The 14,868-nt window shown below is 50.8% G+C and carries 13 protein-coding genes, 1 tRNA gene and 1 pseudogene; 3 read left to right on the plus strand and 12 right to left on the minus strand.

Annotation, left to right across the window (positions count from 1 at the left end):
• Positions 1 to 666: 666 nt before the first annotated feature.
• The 3 genes from ACREYP_RS13830 to ACREYP_RS13840 all read left to right on the plus strand — a co-directional run bounded on the left by ACREYP_RS13830 (position 667) and on the right by ACREYP_RS13840 (position 1,941).
• A complete protein-coding gene (locus ACREYP_RS13830) occupies positions 667 to 861 on the plus strand; it encodes a hypothetical protein (protein ID WP_498880913.1) in 195 nt (64 codons plus the stop codon).
• 59 nt (positions 862 to 920) lie between these two features.
• A complete protein-coding gene (locus ACREYP_RS13835; protein ID WP_498880914.1) occupies positions 921 to 1,601 on the plus strand; it encodes a hypothetical protein in 681 nt (226 codons plus the stop codon).
• A 258-nt stretch (positions 1,602 to 1,859) separates the two neighbouring features.
• A tRNA-Leu gene (locus tag ACREYP_RS13840) sits at positions 1,860 to 1,941 on the plus strand.
• Positions 1,942 to 2,040: 99 nt separating this feature from the next.
• Here ACREYP_RS13840 and ACREYP_RS13845 read toward each other — a convergent pair.
• The 12 genes and pseudogenes from ACREYP_RS13845 to gpG all read right to left on the minus strand — a co-directional run bounded on the left by ACREYP_RS13845 (position 2,041) and on the right by gpG (position 14,860).
• Entirely contained in the window at positions 2,041 to 2,418 is a 378-nt protein-coding gene (locus ACREYP_RS13845; protein ID WP_498880915.1) for a S24/S26 family peptidase, read from the minus strand.
• A gap of 2 nt (positions 2,419 to 2,420) precedes the next feature.
• Positions 2,421 to 2,660 carry a DNA polymerase V gene (locus tag ACREYP_RS13850; protein ID WP_498880916.1) on the minus strand — a complete coding sequence of 80 codons (240 nt, stop codon included), beginning with the start codon at positions 2,658 to 2,660 and terminating at the stop codon, positions 2,421 to 2,423.
• Between the two features lie 106 nt (positions 2,661 to 2,766).
• A complete protein-coding gene (locus ACREYP_RS13855) occupies positions 2,767 to 4,263 on the minus strand; it encodes a tail fiber domain-containing protein (RefSeq protein WP_498880917.1) in 1,497 nt (498 codons plus the stop codon).
• 90 nt (positions 4,264 to 4,353) lie between these two features.
• The gene (locus tag ACREYP_RS13860; RefSeq protein WP_498880918.1) at positions 4,354 to 8,019 is read right to left on the minus strand and encodes a TipJ family phage tail tip protein; all 3,666 of its coding nucleotides are present in this window, start codon (positions 8,017 to 8,019) and stop codon (positions 4,354 to 4,356) included.
• A gap of 51 nt (positions 8,020 to 8,070) precedes the next feature.
• Positions 8,071 to 8,661, minus strand: a complete 591-nt coding sequence (locus ACREYP_RS13865; protein WP_498532004.1) for a tail assembly protein — start codon at positions 8,659 to 8,661, stop codon at positions 8,071 to 8,073.
• 55 nt (positions 8,662 to 8,716) lie between these two features.
• Complete coding sequence (locus ACREYP_RS13870) at positions 8,717 to 9,127, minus strand: hypothetical protein (protein ID WP_498880919.1); 411 nt, start codon at positions 9,125 to 9,127, stop codon at positions 8,717 to 8,719.
• 30 nt (positions 9,128 to 9,157) lie between these two features.
• Positions 9,158 to 9,868 (minus strand): C40 family peptidase, encoded by a 711-nt coding sequence (locus ACREYP_RS13875; RefSeq protein WP_498880920.1) that lies wholly within the window; start codon positions 9,866 to 9,868, stop codon positions 9,158 to 9,160.
• Position 9,869: 1 nt separating this feature from the next.
• A complete protein-coding gene (locus ACREYP_RS13880; RefSeq protein WP_498532001.1) occupies positions 9,870 to 10,625 on the minus strand; it encodes a phage minor tail protein L in 756 nt (251 codons plus the stop codon).
• Positions 10,622 to 10,969: a phage tail protein gene (locus tag ACREYP_RS13885; protein WP_498532000.1), complete on the minus strand. Its 348-nt coding sequence runs from the start codon at positions 10,967 to 10,969 to the stop codon at positions 10,622 to 10,624. The genes ACREYP_RS13880 and ACREYP_RS13885 overlap by 4 nt, the downstream gene beginning before the upstream one ends.
• Positions 10,970 to 10,972: 3 nt before the next feature.
• Positions 10,973 to 14,122 carry a phage tail tape measure protein gene (locus ACREYP_RS13890; RefSeq protein ID WP_498880921.1) on the minus strand — a complete coding sequence of 1,050 codons (3,150 nt, stop codon included), beginning with the start codon at positions 14,120 to 14,122 and terminating at the stop codon, positions 10,973 to 10,975.
• Positions 14,115 to 14,444, minus strand: a pseudogene (locus tag ACREYP_RS13895) (phage tail assembly protein T); the annotation flags it as partial. The gene ACREYP_RS13890 and the pseudogene ACREYP_RS13895, both read right to left, overlap by 8 nt.
• Entirely contained in the window at positions 14,441 to 14,860 is a 420-nt protein-coding gene (gene gpG, locus ACREYP_RS13900) for a phage tail assembly chaperone G (protein WP_498531997.1), read from the minus strand. The gene gpG and the pseudogene ACREYP_RS13895, both read right to left, overlap by 4 nt.
• Positions 14,861 to 14,868: the final 8 nt, after the last annotated feature.

The following is a 14,868-nucleotide window of genomic DNA, read 5'->3' on the forward strand; positions in this document are numbered from 1 at the left end:
TTCAGTCCAGACTAAACAAGGCCGCATGCGCGGCCTGTATAAGTTAGCCGATATTGCGATGACCAATGAGGTACATCACTCGCTGATAATGTTCCTGCCGATTGCGGTGAAGCTGTAACCCCTGCTCCCACGCAATATCTGCAACCCTTTCCGCATCGGAACCGGTGCGCTCGTTTTCGTCCCTAGATTGCCAAAGTTTCAAATCTCAGTTTTCACGTTCATTTTCTGTTTCCTGTGTGTTTGGGCACATTCAGCGTCGTGTCACGACGGTGGGAACGCCAACATAATTTAGTGTGGGCAACGAAATATCCGTAAACGCTGTTAACATGTACTGAAGGTTTAACCTGTTCCTGGCTGATTAACTCATTTTGATGTAAACAACGCCCACTTCTGAAACGGAGCGGACACCCCTGTCTGAGCTAAAGGTCCGCCGTGAGCGAGGAGCCGACATTGCTAACAGCCTGATGTGTGAATTCTCGTGGAGCAGGTCTACTACTCACTACATTTAGAGGTACTTGAAATAAAATCACCTACATATAGTGGTTATTGTTTTTTAAGTGCTTGACAATTCTGTACATGGCATTTAACGGTGTTTGTGGTAAACTATCCACAGAATGATCAACAGTGTTTGATTGTGGATAACCGTTGGATATATGGGGAGGATAAATGGCTAAATATGAACTTCGACCGCTGTCAGATACCCGCAAGGCTGACATTGCTCGCAGTGCATTAGCACAAAATAGCGCCCCTGCTAAGCCTGCTGCTTCGATGTCTTCTGGTTCTGCCTCAATGCAGAGATCACGAGATAATGCGCGAGTGATGATGGATCGCGCATTCAGGTCAATTGCAGCCAAAGGATAATTTTACTTTAGTTGATTAAAGCGCCTTTTTCGGCGCTTTTTTATTGCGGAAAAAGCCAAATGGAAAAGCTCTGGGTTTTTACTCAATTAGTTACAGGAAAAGATGACACCTCAGGCTTTTTAGCTTACGCGCTCTATAAGCACGACAAAAATGAATACGCAGAGAAGTTGCGTAGGAGCGGCGAATGCACAGAAGGCTATATTAATACCCAGCTGAAGATCTTTCATGAGCAGACAGTTCATACGCCTGGCCGAATCGAGTCTTACAAAGAGAAAGCTGAAGCCATCGTCACAAACTTAACAGACCAGATTGATGCTGACATCAGGCTTGAGTACGATGCACAGTTAGCCGGAGCTAACTTACAAGACGTTGAAATAGAACGGCTGAAAGCAGAAATACAGACTATGAAGGCATCACGTGAGAGCGAATTAAGGAAGGCTGAAGAGGATGCTATCCTCAATTTTCATCGTATGGTTGAAATCACCCAAGCACGCAAACGTGGGCGTGTTTCCCGCTCGTTAGGATGGTACTGGAATGGGTTTGCCAGCATTTTCGCCACCATAACCTTCGCTGTCATTGTCTATGGCATTTGTACTTGGGCATTGCCACAAAAATCTAGAAACGAGATTGTGGATGGAGCGTTTAAAAATTTGCAAGGTTCATTATTCCAGCAGCCAAACATTCAGCTTAATAACGGAAAAAATGAGAACGCTCAGCAATCTAACACAACCGCTGAATAGTGTGCGCTAGTTGCCTCGCAATCTCGCGGGGCTTTCCTTTTCAGATACTTTGCTATCCCAATTCACCCGCGCGGCGCATTAAAATAGATTTCGCGGGTTGTTACTGTGCGTTTTATTGACATTCCGATTTCTCCTGAGATTCAATGAATAATTAGAAAAACCGTTTCCATTCAGTTAATGGTATTTACTTGGACGGAATAACCCGAACGCCCATGAGCGCGCGGCTTCATGTCAAAAAAATAGTTGAACGACCGCTCCCAGCACATAACAGCCCTTAAGACGGTCACTCACCGTCATGGGGTGTCGGGGGTCGGAGGTTCAAACCCTCTCGTGCCGACCAAATAAACATTGAAAACCAGCCTGTTACGGCTGGTTTTTTTATGCCTGATTTTTTCCTGGGGAATGGTTGGGGATAAATGGGGGAATTGCCGCCGGCGATCTACATACAGGGATTATCGTCAAACTCTTCCAGGCGGGCATCGTTGATGATGTACGTCACAACGCCGAACACGTCCAGTGGCTCATCATCTGATCCATGGTTTTCCCGGGTGCCAGTATCTAGCCGTTCAAGATATTTGTGCGGGTGGAGCCGCAGCCGGCGCAAACGAAATTCCCCGTCTATTGCGCAGGCCAGAATCGATCCATCACACTGCGTGGCAGCCGTGTCGACAACCAGCAGAGCCCCTTTAATGATCCCGGCGCGCAGGCATGTTTCCGATGCGCGCATGAAGTAAGTTGCAGCTGGCCTGCTGATTAGCTGGCGGTCGAGAGAAATGCGGCTCTCTACATAGTCCTGAGCTGGCGATGGAAAACCCATGATCAAAGCCCTCCGTTAGGGTTGTAAACCATAAATGTCCTGGCTTCACCCTCTTCTGTCGATACGTCTTTGAAGGTGCTAACAAAGCTCTCAATCCAGTCGTTCGCTTGTTTCAGGCTCCACCGCCAGTTCACTTTGTTCAACTCTTTCACAAAGTCAGCAGTAGTGACCGTGCGCCGGCCGTTTTCCTCTATCCTCAAAGCCTTCCAAAATGCTCCTTCAATATCATCACGACGTGGCATATTTCACCCCAACAAATACTGTTTATACATACAGTATATTTTGGAATTTTTAGGAATCAACAGTAGAAGAGGCACGATCGGCTAAGGGTCTGGCAGGATGGGAAATTTACTTTTTCGCTAACAGTGCTTCGAGTTCTTCTATTCGGGTCCCCTGCCGCCTCACGGTCTCGGTTAGTTCATTGAAGCCATTAACCAGTAGCGCGGCCACGCCATTGTAGTTAACGCCAAGCATCTTTTCTTCACCGTACTCATACACGCACTCGGGCAGCACCTCGTTAACGTCCTGTGCGATTAAACCCGCCTCCTCTGAATAATAGGAGTGCTCATCTTCTACCAAATTTCCGCGCTTGAGATAGGTATAACCGACCAGGGATGACAGTTTTTCCAGCGGGGTTTCTATGCGTTTGAGATTGGCTTTTAAACGCAGGTCAGACGCACTTACCCAGTTACCCTGGGCCGTGCCGTTTGCATAGAACGTTGACTGGAAGCCACCCACAATGAGAGCCGTCGCGTGGTTATTATCCGCTGCAATAACGGTGCTCATGCAAGAGCCCCAATCCCGGCCCCATTCGACCGATTTCCATACAGTTGAAGCCCCGCCTGTTACCTCCGACTGTATGATTGTTCCGGCGCCCATGCTACGCCAGTTACCCCACGACCCACCCTGAACTTTAGCGGTCGACATCGCCCCAGAAGCCCCTGCTACTACGCCACCAAAAGCCAGTCTCGCGACATCATTTAATTCAGGGAATGAAATTTGTTTTGCAACATTGATATTATCAACCCCGGAAAAAAGCCCATTCTCATCAAATTGAAAATATCTATGCTTTTCCCGGCCATTTGTTACGTGGATTGTCGCTTTTGCCGCTTCACTTTGCACTTCATGATACATGCGTGCCATCGACACAATAGCAGTGCCGTCATCGCTCAGCCTGCGGGACTCAAAAACACCGCCATTTTGCACTGCACTGGCTGTTGTATCGAGCCGTAGTCCTCCATGAGTCACTAAATTGCCATCACCCAGACCAAGGTTCATGCGTGCGCGTCCCGCATCGGCTGCGCCTGTACCACCTGCAGTCACCGGGATTGGCTTATTAACTCCCCATCCGTCCTGTATCTGGAATAATCCATCATCACCGAGGACTATCCTGTACCCCCCTTTCGGGGAGTATAAAAAAGAATATTTGTCGAACGTTTTTAATAATGAAGCGAAATAGTTAAGTGATGGACCAGTGTATTGTCTGCCGTCCGGGATGTTTACCGTAATGTTGCCAACACCGGTATAAAGCTGAAGCCAGTTGTCGCTTTCTAAATTCATCAGGCGAAGCGCTTTTAGCTGCTGAACGCCCAATTGGTATGGGATAGCCGTTACGGCATTTAACGGCACGGCATCCCAGGCCAAATTTGCAGTGGTTGGACCGTAGAAAATCTCGGTTAGCGTTAATGCCGTAGGTGATTGAATAGAACCTATCGTAACTGAGTACGACATGCCACCAATCACGACAACCATGAAGTCGCCAACACGGTTTTGTGTGCCAAACGCCGTGCCGCTCCCGGTGACTGCTGCAGATCCATTCGTCAGCGTAAGTGTACCTTGAGCCATATTCCCCTCCATTAAAAAAGGGCCTTTCGGCCCTCATGTTTTTATGCAAACGAGTTAGCGATAAAGAAAAGGGGCCGTAGCCCCTTGCGATTAAGAGAAGGTGCCACCGCCGCGAACCACCAGCACTGAAGCCACTAACTCATCCACGGTAATGGACGCACCACCAGCGCGAACGCTTAGCGGGACTGAGACAGGCGTTACGCCAGTCAATGTGAACACCGCCGATCCAGTGGTTGGTGTATTACCCACAGCAGTTGAGGTGACAAACACAGTAAAGATCTTTTCCACGCCATTTATGCTAATGATTACAGGGCATGCATTCTGATTCGTGCCAATAGCCTTAACAGATACAGTGACCATGATGGTTTTGGGCTGCGCCTGGGCTGTGGAATCATGGTAAGTCAAATTGGTTTGCGCCATTGGTAGCCCGGTTTGACGCGGAGGAACCGGGAACGCCCCGCCGTTGGCGATATCACCCACAAACGAACGAGCTTGCACTGTGCCGGAAAACACACCATCAGTGGCATTGATTGTCCCGGTGAACGAACCGCTAGATGCCTCCACATGCCCGCGTATTGTGACGTTGTTGAATACCGCATAACCACTCTTTGTAATTGCCCAGCCCTGAGTATTTCCATCCCAGGTTGTCGACCATAAATCCCCCACCATCAGATTTTTTATGGTTCCTTCCTGAATCATCGCGCTATTTATAAACACCTGACCGTTAACAACCGAGAACGGTGAATACTGAGCACCATTGGGCCCGGATAACATCACGAACTGGTTAGCGTTGATGGCTACACGAGTAATAATCCCGGCCCCATTTGCTATGGTCGCAACAGAAAGACCCGCGTCGTAATACTGACCGTTGAACTCCACACCAGTTTTAAGCGTATAAATTGCTGTAGCCTGGTCGGCCTTCGCATAAGCGGTGTATTTCTGATCAATAGCTGATTGCTGATCTGCAAACTTCGCTGATACCTGCTGTTGATACTGCGAGAAAGCTTCTTCAGAATTGCTTTGTGCTTGCTCTATTGTCAGTATCCGGGCCGACTGGCCTTTAAACGTAGCTTCGACAACACGGGTGTACTGAGCAAATGCCTCCTGATCGTCAGCGCGAGTAGTCCATATTTCCGCGATCTGGGCTCTCGCTTCACCGTGCTGCCGGTTTTGCTGCCGCACAATGTCCCCACTCTTCAGTGCCTCTTCAAGCTGAGCCTGCAGGCCAAAGTCAATTTTATCTGTAAGCTGTTTACCGTCGTCCGCAGTCAGAAAACCATCAGCAATATCCTTCAGGTAATCGTCGGCATTATCGTTTGCCATCCCCCGGATCCAATCCGTCCAGCCAGACTCATTCCCGCTTTTATCCACCAGTTGCGCGCGGTAATAAAAAACCTGTCCGGCCCGGAGTCCCATTTGCGTATAAGTCGCCTGGGGATAAGGAACATCGGTGAGCAGTATCGGATCTGAAAAATCATTATGTAGCGTGTACTGAATTTCAGTTTTCAGCGTGTCGCCGGTATTCGCCGGGAACCCCCATGCCAGGCTGATACCCCAGTTAATTGGCGTGGCCGTGAAGCCTACAGGCTTCGGCGGGTTGCCGACTTTGCCGGTCAGCGTTTTTTCTTCTGAGTAACCCCACCCACTGGAAATTTCCGCAGCGTTGATAGCGCGCACACGCACTAGGTAGTGGCCTGCGTAAATCCCCGGCACATCAAACGAGGTGGTAGAGCTGCGCGGCACGTTAACCCAGTTACCGTCGTTGCGACGCCACTGCGCTTCATAGGAAATTGCGTTAGGTGCCTGGTCCCAGCTGCAGCGCATCGTTTCCACACTGATACCCTGCTGCACGACAGAGAAAGAGCTGATCACGATATTGCCCGGCGCTACCTGATTACCTGGTGGAATAACGCTGATCGGACGCTGGTCGATAATCGCACCGGTATCAATTCGGGCGTATTTATCAGGGTCATGGTATACCGCAGAGATAGTGAATGTGCCGTTGTTATTGTCTGATACACTCACAACACGGTACTGCTGTGCATAAAGTTCGTCAGACTCCACAACCCAGACAGACTCTGCCTCTGGTATTTCGCTGTATGCTGTGGTCACTGTTATAGCCCGACCATTGACGCTTTGTATCGTCCGGCTCTGTGATGCGCCGGATGGCAGGTTAACCATAAGACGATGGCCTGCAGCAACAGAGGAATCACGATCAAGGGTAATAACACGACCATTAACCGCGCTTATGCGGCCTCCCATCGCCTTACCGGAAAGCAGCTCATCTGCAACAGCGATGATGTAACCAGGTTGCGGTATATTACCGTCCAGTCCAACATCGAACGAAACCACACGGTCCTTATTGTTGGTCAGAATCCCCCAGCGCCCCTTTCGGTTCGCTTCTGACTGCCTGGTACAGCCGATAGCCGTCATTTCGAGCTGGTTAAATCCACGATAGCGCGCCACAAGTGCCTGTTCAAAGACCGGCTCCATCGCATCTGCGTAGGCATTGCCCGGATCGGACCACGATACCAGAGCTGAGGTATATCGCGTTTTTGACGTGCTGCTCGCGTAGTTAAAGCGCCCGTCAATAACGTTCGCGCGGGTGTAGATGTAGTCCACGTCACGGGGCATATCCGCCAGCGCTACAATCTGATCCCCACCCCAGCATGTCATTCCCCTGAAGATGGCTGCAAAATCCCGCAGAACGGTATAGGCATCGTTTCTGTCCTGAACGTATACGTTGCAGATATAACGTGGCTCAGTACCGTTGCCACCTTTACCATCTGGCACAGCCTGATCGCAGTATTGTGCAACCTGATAAAGCGTCCACTTATCTATGTTGGCAGCAGTGAGTCTGTCACCTAATCCAAAACGGTCGCTGACAACCAGATCGTAAAAAATCCACGTTGGATTATCCGTCCATGCCCACTTAAACCCCCCGGTCCATGTACCACTGTAGGTGCGGGCTTCAGGGTCGTAAGTATCAGGAACGCGGATAACACGACCGCGCGGTTCGCAGGATATTTGCGGAATGGAGCCGTTAAACTGGCTTGAGTCGAATTCAACATACAGTAGCGCGGTGTTCGGATAGCGAAGCTTTGCGTCGATCACTTCGGTGTAGCTCTGCAGTGTCATCGTGTCGCCAATTTTCGCACTGTTGGCATCTGCGGTGAGTTTACGCAGGCGCACCGTCCAGGTGCTTCCAGCCTGCGGTAAGTCGATTCGATGGCTGCGCTCATAACCAGAGGTCGTTTTGCCGGTAACACTGGTATTCAGAACTGTCTTCCATGTGCCACCATCGGTCTGCAGCTCAATGGTATAGTTAATCGAATAACCAACCAGATCTCCGTTGTCTTTCTGCTCAAACAGCGACGGCCACTTCAGTCGTAGACGAACAGCGGAGAGCTGTGTATTGGTAAAAGTATGGGTCCATGCCGTATCGCTGGAAACTGTAGTTCCTACGTTGATTTCATTCTCAGTGCCTGGAATACCCTGAATATAATTCTGTGCCTGTGTGCCGGCACGAAATTCCCATGCGACACCGCTGAAGTTCTGCGAGCCATCCGAGTTTTCAAGCGGCGTCCCGTCCAGGTAGATATCACGCGCGGTAAGGTTTCCAGCAAACTCTCCCTCTCCAAGTGCAATCAGTATTTTTGCCTTAGCAACGGACTGCAGATCATCTGGCTGCTCGGTAGGGGTTCGCGCGCTGGAACTGCCGCCCTTGCGGCCTTTGATAATGGTTTCAGTTTCCATATTGCGCCCATAAAAAAAGCCACCGAACGGTGGCCTGAAAGAATCGGAAAGTTACTGTTGGTCTTCGACGTAAATCCCTGCGGAGATAATTGCCCCGCCAATTCGTCTTCGCCCATAAAGTAGCGGTACTGGGTATCCCTGAGCTGCAGTGTTAGTCACACCACCAAAGGCATAGCTGGCTTTGTTATCGGCTGATTGTTTACTGGCTAAACCGCCTGGTTGAGGTGACAGCATCTGGATTACACCACCGGCCACCATACTTACACCCGCTGAAATAAGATATGGTGATGCCGCAGCAAGCGGAGTAAAGCTTAATACCGCACCAACAGCAACAAGTACTGCGCCAAGTATCGTCTGAAATATCCCAGCCTTTTTGCTACCAATAATTACTGGAACGATACGAATAATATCTTCTTTAACCGGAAAGCTGAGATCATCTTCGCTGATGTTCTGTTTCCCCTTGAAAACAGCATACGTTAATCCACGACGCTGACTTGCAATCATATACTGCTCAAAACCTTTAATCGTGGCGGCTAGCGCCCGAGTTGCCTCATGAGTTGTTCTGATTAAGCGGTAATGAATTTTCCCATACGTTTTACCCAGTACACCACCAAGCTCTATACGTGTCATTATTTCTTGCATTTTTAATCCTTAATTAAAAAGCCTCCAGAAGGAGGCTTTTTAATTTTTAAGGTGTTTAATTCACTGTCATTGGAAGAATATCTATGTTGGCACCTTGGTCTGTAAATATCCTAAGAGTCCTAGATGATTTTTCTTTAATTATAAACTCCCGTTCTTTTTTTGGATGGTTACTGCATAATCCACGACCTGAAAAACCTGCCCCAATATTAACCTCTCCTGCTGGCAAATAAGCTGTTACCTTTTCCCCGGCTTCTAGCTCCGCTAGCTTAATTCCATTTATGTAAGATGTGATCGCGCAACCTCCAGCGACAAAACCTTTATCACGAACAATTGTGACTGCAGATGTATTTTCTTTTTCATGGAATTGAGGTGGTGCCTGGACCTCTTTTGCGTTTTGAGGTAATACTGGCTCAGTAGAGCAGCCGAACAAACCGAAAACGAAAAGAAAGATGAGGATTTTTTTCATATGCTATTCCCTTGAATAATTTTGGAAAGATTAGCACAGAGATTTATAGCGCAGAACCTTCATCGTCCTTTCCTGCCAGTACCCTCCGTATGGAACACGATTACTCAAATGTCCATAAAGATGATGTAGAAGCATATTGTTCTCCAGAAGGATGCCGGCATGGTTCCACTTATTGGCCTGCACCTGCATTATCAGCATGTCGCCAGGCCGGGGCGGTCCATCGAACTCACGGAAGCCGCATTCATACCAACAATCCTGATAAAAATTGTCAGAATAGCTGTCTTCCCACCATGGATAATCAACACGGTAATCAGTCAGCGTAATCCCGTGTGTTTGCCGGAAATAGCTCATCACAAGGCCCCAGCAATCGAAGTGGCCGAGCACAAACGGTCGCTCAAGCAGGGGAAACTCCCCGCGCGGCTGGATGGTCCGCAAATCACCTTCTGGCCAGCTGGCGATATGCCAGGGCAGCAGCGTTGCATCGCACTGAGCTTTATCCAGCTCACTAGGCTGTGTCGTCGCGTCCGGGTGGCTGTGAACAATGGCAATCACCGCCCCCCAGTCTTCAGCTGCGGCATAATCCTCTGGGGAAAGATGAAAATTCTCTGTTGGATCATCAGCAATATTACGGCAGGGAAAATAACGCTCAACGCGACTTTTCTGCGCAACTACGCCGCAGCACTCCTGAGGATATTCAGATGCAGCGTGGGCCATAATGGCATCAATCGTTTTTTGGCGCATATCAGCTCCTGAGAAGGGATGTACCGGGGAATCCGCCAAACGGAAGCTCATTACCGTCTCCATGCCGGAGCTTGCAGGCCGTGAGCGTACCGTTACACTCATCAAGCGAAGGGTCGTCAACAGGGTTATTATGCTTATCGAAATATCGCGTTCCGGTATAATCACAGCCGTCGCCGGTACGGTACTTATTCCGGATGCACCAGGTGCAGAGCGCATGCAGCTGGCGCGTCGGAATCATCAACCCCTGCAGGTCCATCGGGCTGGAAAGCGTGAACTCGACTACTTCGTTCGTTTCGCTGCTTTTAGCATCAATGTAGAACACCTTCAGCTTTTCCTGCGTAGGGTCTGCTGTAGCATTCCCGGCAGGGAAATTTTGCGCATCAAGGTATTTGGCCAGCGTATCGTGAATCGTGACTTTCGCCTGCAGCAGATCATCATAAGCAAGACAAAGTGCCGTGATGGAGCTGTCCAGGTTCGCAACTGACAGCTTAGGCTGCGCACTGGTGCCATCCGTTGAGGCTTCAATACCCTCTATCTGGCAGGGCCAGGCTTTGTATTCTCGTCCCTGCCACCAGATGGATTTTGCAGGCAGCTTCATCTCATCGCCTCCCGCTGCCGTTATTTCCTCCGGCGTATGAGCAATATTGTGCGCATGAAAATGCAGCACATCGCTGACACCGAAAGCAGTTCCATCCACATCAAAAAGCCGGACACTATTGCCCGGCTCTAATTTTTGATAATCGCTGTTAAGACTCATGGTGCAAATGCCTGTTCAAAAGTTGCCGTAACGGTTTCGACTTTTTTATTGAGGGTGACGCGCTGGAGACTATCTGCCTCAACACGCCAGAGCGATAAATCACTACCAGGTGGTGTAAATGTGAATGATTTGGTCTTATGCCTCCGGAGGAACGCATAAATTTCTCTGGCCGTAGTAGGATCGCCAGTAAACGAAAAGGCATAATTAAGTACCTCATCATTCAACCCGGCCCCACTGACCTGCTTGTATCCATCGCCGAACTGGGCCGTTCTGACAGTATCCTTACTGCTGAGCGTGGGTTGGCTCGCAGCCTGAATCCGCCAGGTAAAATGCTCTATGGTCATCGCTTACCTCTGTTTATTAGCGTTCCAGATAATCCCGCCCGGACGGACTTCCCTGGTGATACCATCCCGGATGGAACGGTCGATCACCTTCTGGTAAGCCTGGGTGATAGCATCACTACCGCCCTGCTGCTGTTTCTGGTCGCCAGTCTGAGCTGTCGTGACTGAAACTGGCGCGTAGACGCTAACCCCCATCGGGGAAGCAGCTGCGCTGCCGCCACCGACCAGACCACCAGAGGCATAACCGCGCATAAGTCTGTACAGATTGGAAACGCCGATACGGCTAGTAGATTCTTTGGTGAAAACGAACTCGCCACGGTGAACGACTCCAGCAGGCTCATACTTACCGCCATGTCCGGTATAACCACCAACGTCAAATCCCGTGGGCCGGAAAGACGGTACCGCGAATGACTGGCCAGTAGACGCTGTATTGGCACCGCCACTCACCCAACCCATCGCACTCTGGATGGCATAAGCCACCAGAAGCTGGTTAATAACGTCGACAATCATTTTGAGAATCGAGGTAGTGAAGTCCCTGAAACTGGATTTGCCGGTTGTCACCAGACTGGTAAGCTGGCCCGCCAGTCCGCTGAAGGTCGCCTGCGAAATCTGCTGCACAGAGCTGAATACGTTGGTGGCTGAATCCTGATATTCCGCCCAGCCCTGCTTCGCACCGGCCAGCCAGTTTTCCCTCAGGGCATCTTCAGCCTCAAAAGTTGCCCGCTGTTCTTCCAGCACCTTCTGCCGCGCCTGCGGATTGTAGGCATAACTTTCGCTGAGACGTTGAAGAGTAGCCTCCCTCCCGGCCTGCCGGGTGGAAACTCCCTCTGACTGTACCTGAATACCCGCCCGTGCCGCTTTCTGCTGCTGCTCAAATTTAACCGCCTGATCAGCAAGCTCGTTGAGCTTTTGCTGACGGGCAACCTTATCGCCCAGGTCGGCAAGCTGGCGTTTATACTCGAGCGTCTCCTCCTTATGGGCCAGCAGGGATTTTTCCTGCACTAAAAGCTGGCGACCATTACGGCCTTCAGATGCCTTCTGTAAAACGGCAAGCTGATTTTCAGTCTGCCAGAGATCCTTTCGCTGCTGACTGATAACATCGTTAACGCTGGTATGTTGCTCAAGTGTCTTGAGCTGGGCCTGCAGCGTCAGAAGTTCAGCCTGAGCCTTTTCTTCTGCCTTGTCACCAGCGGGCGTTGAGTAGCTTTTTCCCTTCGGTGTTTTTGGATCCTTCCACTTCTTTTCTATCCCGGCCCGTGCTGCGGCGATATCCTTATCGGTCCACAGCGTGGCGATGCCGTCTTTTGCGTCCTGACGGTTTTTCTCGATAAGCTGATTGAGCTTTTTCTCCTGCAGGGCACGTTTTTCTGCCGCCGTCGTGCCTGTTTCAACCAACTGATTAAACTGCTGCTGATTCCGGATAGCCTGACTCTGCTGGTCCGTACGCATTTTTTCCCGCGCTGCAGCCAGCCCCTCCTTGGCGTACTGCTGATCGGCGAGGTCGTAGGCCTGTTTTTTGAGATCGACCTGCTGACGCGCATTTCGCAGTCGCTCAGCATCAGCCTTTTGCAGCGGGTTACTACCTGCATAATCCGGGTCAACCTTGAGATTTTTGGATAAGGCACGGTATTCTTTTTCTACTGCCTGCCATTCGGCAAAAGACGCCTGTCGCTTCATCGCAGTGTCAGGGTTGCGCCCCACACCGAGCATCGCATCCCATGCGCCGGAAGCGGAATTCTTAACCCAGTTCCAGGCTTTCTCAAGTGAGCCAAGGTTTTCCTCTACCGCACCGGCTCGCTGGATAACAGCTTCTGAGTAAGCCCGCATAGCCAGTTCAGCTGCTTTCTGTGTATCGCCCATCGACTGTGCGGAAGCAATTTGCTCGTATTGCGTAGCCGTCAGGAAATGCAGGGAATCGTTGAGCGTGGCAACTGCATTAACAGGATCATCTTTCAGGCGCTTAAACTGGTTAATGGTTTCGTCGACGGCCTGCCCGGTAGCCTGCTGCAGCCTGGCAGCAACATTGCTGACCATGCTGACGTCGTTCCCGCTGAATGCACCACTCCCGACAACCTGCGCCAACACACCAGCTGCGGCATGCTGTGTAACACCATTCCCGGAAAGCGAACGAGCCAGGGCCTGTAGCTGGCCAGATGTCTTACCGGCATAATTACCCGTCAGAATCAGCTGTTTGTTAAACTCTACAGACTCCTGACTGCCTTCATACCACGCCTTACCCAACCCGTAGACTGCCGCAGCGATACCACCGACAACACCGGCAATACCCAAACCACGCAATGTCAGAAGCTGATCTATCCAGCCAGCACGGTTGGCAAGCGTAATACTGGAACCACGCAGCGCTCCAAAGTTTCCTCTGGCGACCTCACCAATCAGGATGCCGATCTCGCGACGTGCTGCCGAACTTTGTAAACCCAACCCATGCGTGGCGACTTTAGCCGCTTCCAGCTTACGGATATAAACCTCCGCTGCGTCGCTGGCACCTACCTGCGTGGCTTTCATTCGCAACAGTTCGGTACCGGATAGCTTCTGCTCAACGACCTGTTGCTTCAGCTGACGAAGAAAGCGCTCACGTGCTGCAGCTGATTTATCTTCAACTGCCTGCAACTCTTTTTGTCTGGCCACCGTGCTGGAAATAAGAGCAAGATAATCCTGCTGAGTAATATTCCCCTGCGCTCTTGCTTCCCTGAAACGCGCCTGTATGCCCGCCAGAGACTTCGTTTCACCATTCAGCTGGCGAACGCCGTCTATCTGTCGGAAGAAGGAAGCGGCAAGTTCATCCTGCCGCCTCGCGAGGGAAGAGGACTGGGTATCGTTATCGCGCAAACGCTGAGTAAGTTCAGCCACACGTCGGTGAGTTTCATCGACGGATTTTGATACTTTTTGCCAGTCCTTAGTCAACCCTTCCGTTGCGGCAGACTGGCGTGATTTCATTTCATTAGCTGCCGCTAGGCCTGTGTCGCCAACGCCTTTCAGCGCGGCACTCTGACGGTCTGCTGCGCGCTGCATTCGCGCCTGAGCCTTATCAGACTCATCCGCCATTCCGGTTAGCTGCCCCCTGATACGCGCGACCTGTTCGCTGAAGGTAGCACTGTCAACATCCAGATTAATAACCAGATCGCTAATCTGCTGGGCCATATCGGATACCTCCTGTGATCCCCTCGGCAGTTGTCATTAGCGCTTCATCATCCGGCTCATCATCGCTTATGGCACTACCGGAAGGAGAAAGCAGGCTAAAATGTGTAGGGGTAAGTTCCGGATCTCGGAAGAAAAGAGAAGAGATGGAATAAAGCAGCCCGGAAAAATGCGCGTCGAGCTGCGCGTCCTGAAAATAATGCTCCCGGTAGAACTGGTGCCAGTCGCCCAGCTCACTGGAAGTCATTCCAGCCAGCATGGCGCGCCAGTCGGGTCGCCCGAACTCGCGCGCCAGATTCAAGACAAAATTAAGCTCGCTGGTCAGGGCTTTTCCGCCGTAACGGGTTCTGTGGCTACGCCGTCGAGTGTATTGTCTGAATCACCGGCATTATCATCTTCGACCGGAACGAGCATGCCGGAGAGCAGCTTAATCTGCATTTCGGCTTTACCGATGGCTTCTGGCGGCCAGCTGCTGAGAACCTGCTGATACAGAGCATCCACATCAGCACCTTTCGGGTCGTTATGCCACAAGGACATCGCAATCAAATGCGCCCCACATCGAATGTTCGAACCAACCAGACGGGCCGTCATTTCCTGATCGCTGATGTCGTCGCTACCAGCGCTAACGGTTTTCTCTTCCTGCGCCAAAAACGTCAGGTACTCAATACGCTGCAGAGCAGATAACTCGAAGACGATTGCGGATTCATCGTTATAGATGAAATTCTCTTTTTTCAGAAACATGCGCCCTC

The organism is Enterobacter sp. TMH.L2 (genome assembly GCF_050847315.1).
In the GTDB taxonomy this organism is placed as follows: domain Bacteria; phylum Pseudomonadota; class Gammaproteobacteria; order Enterobacterales; family Enterobacteriaceae; genus Cedecea.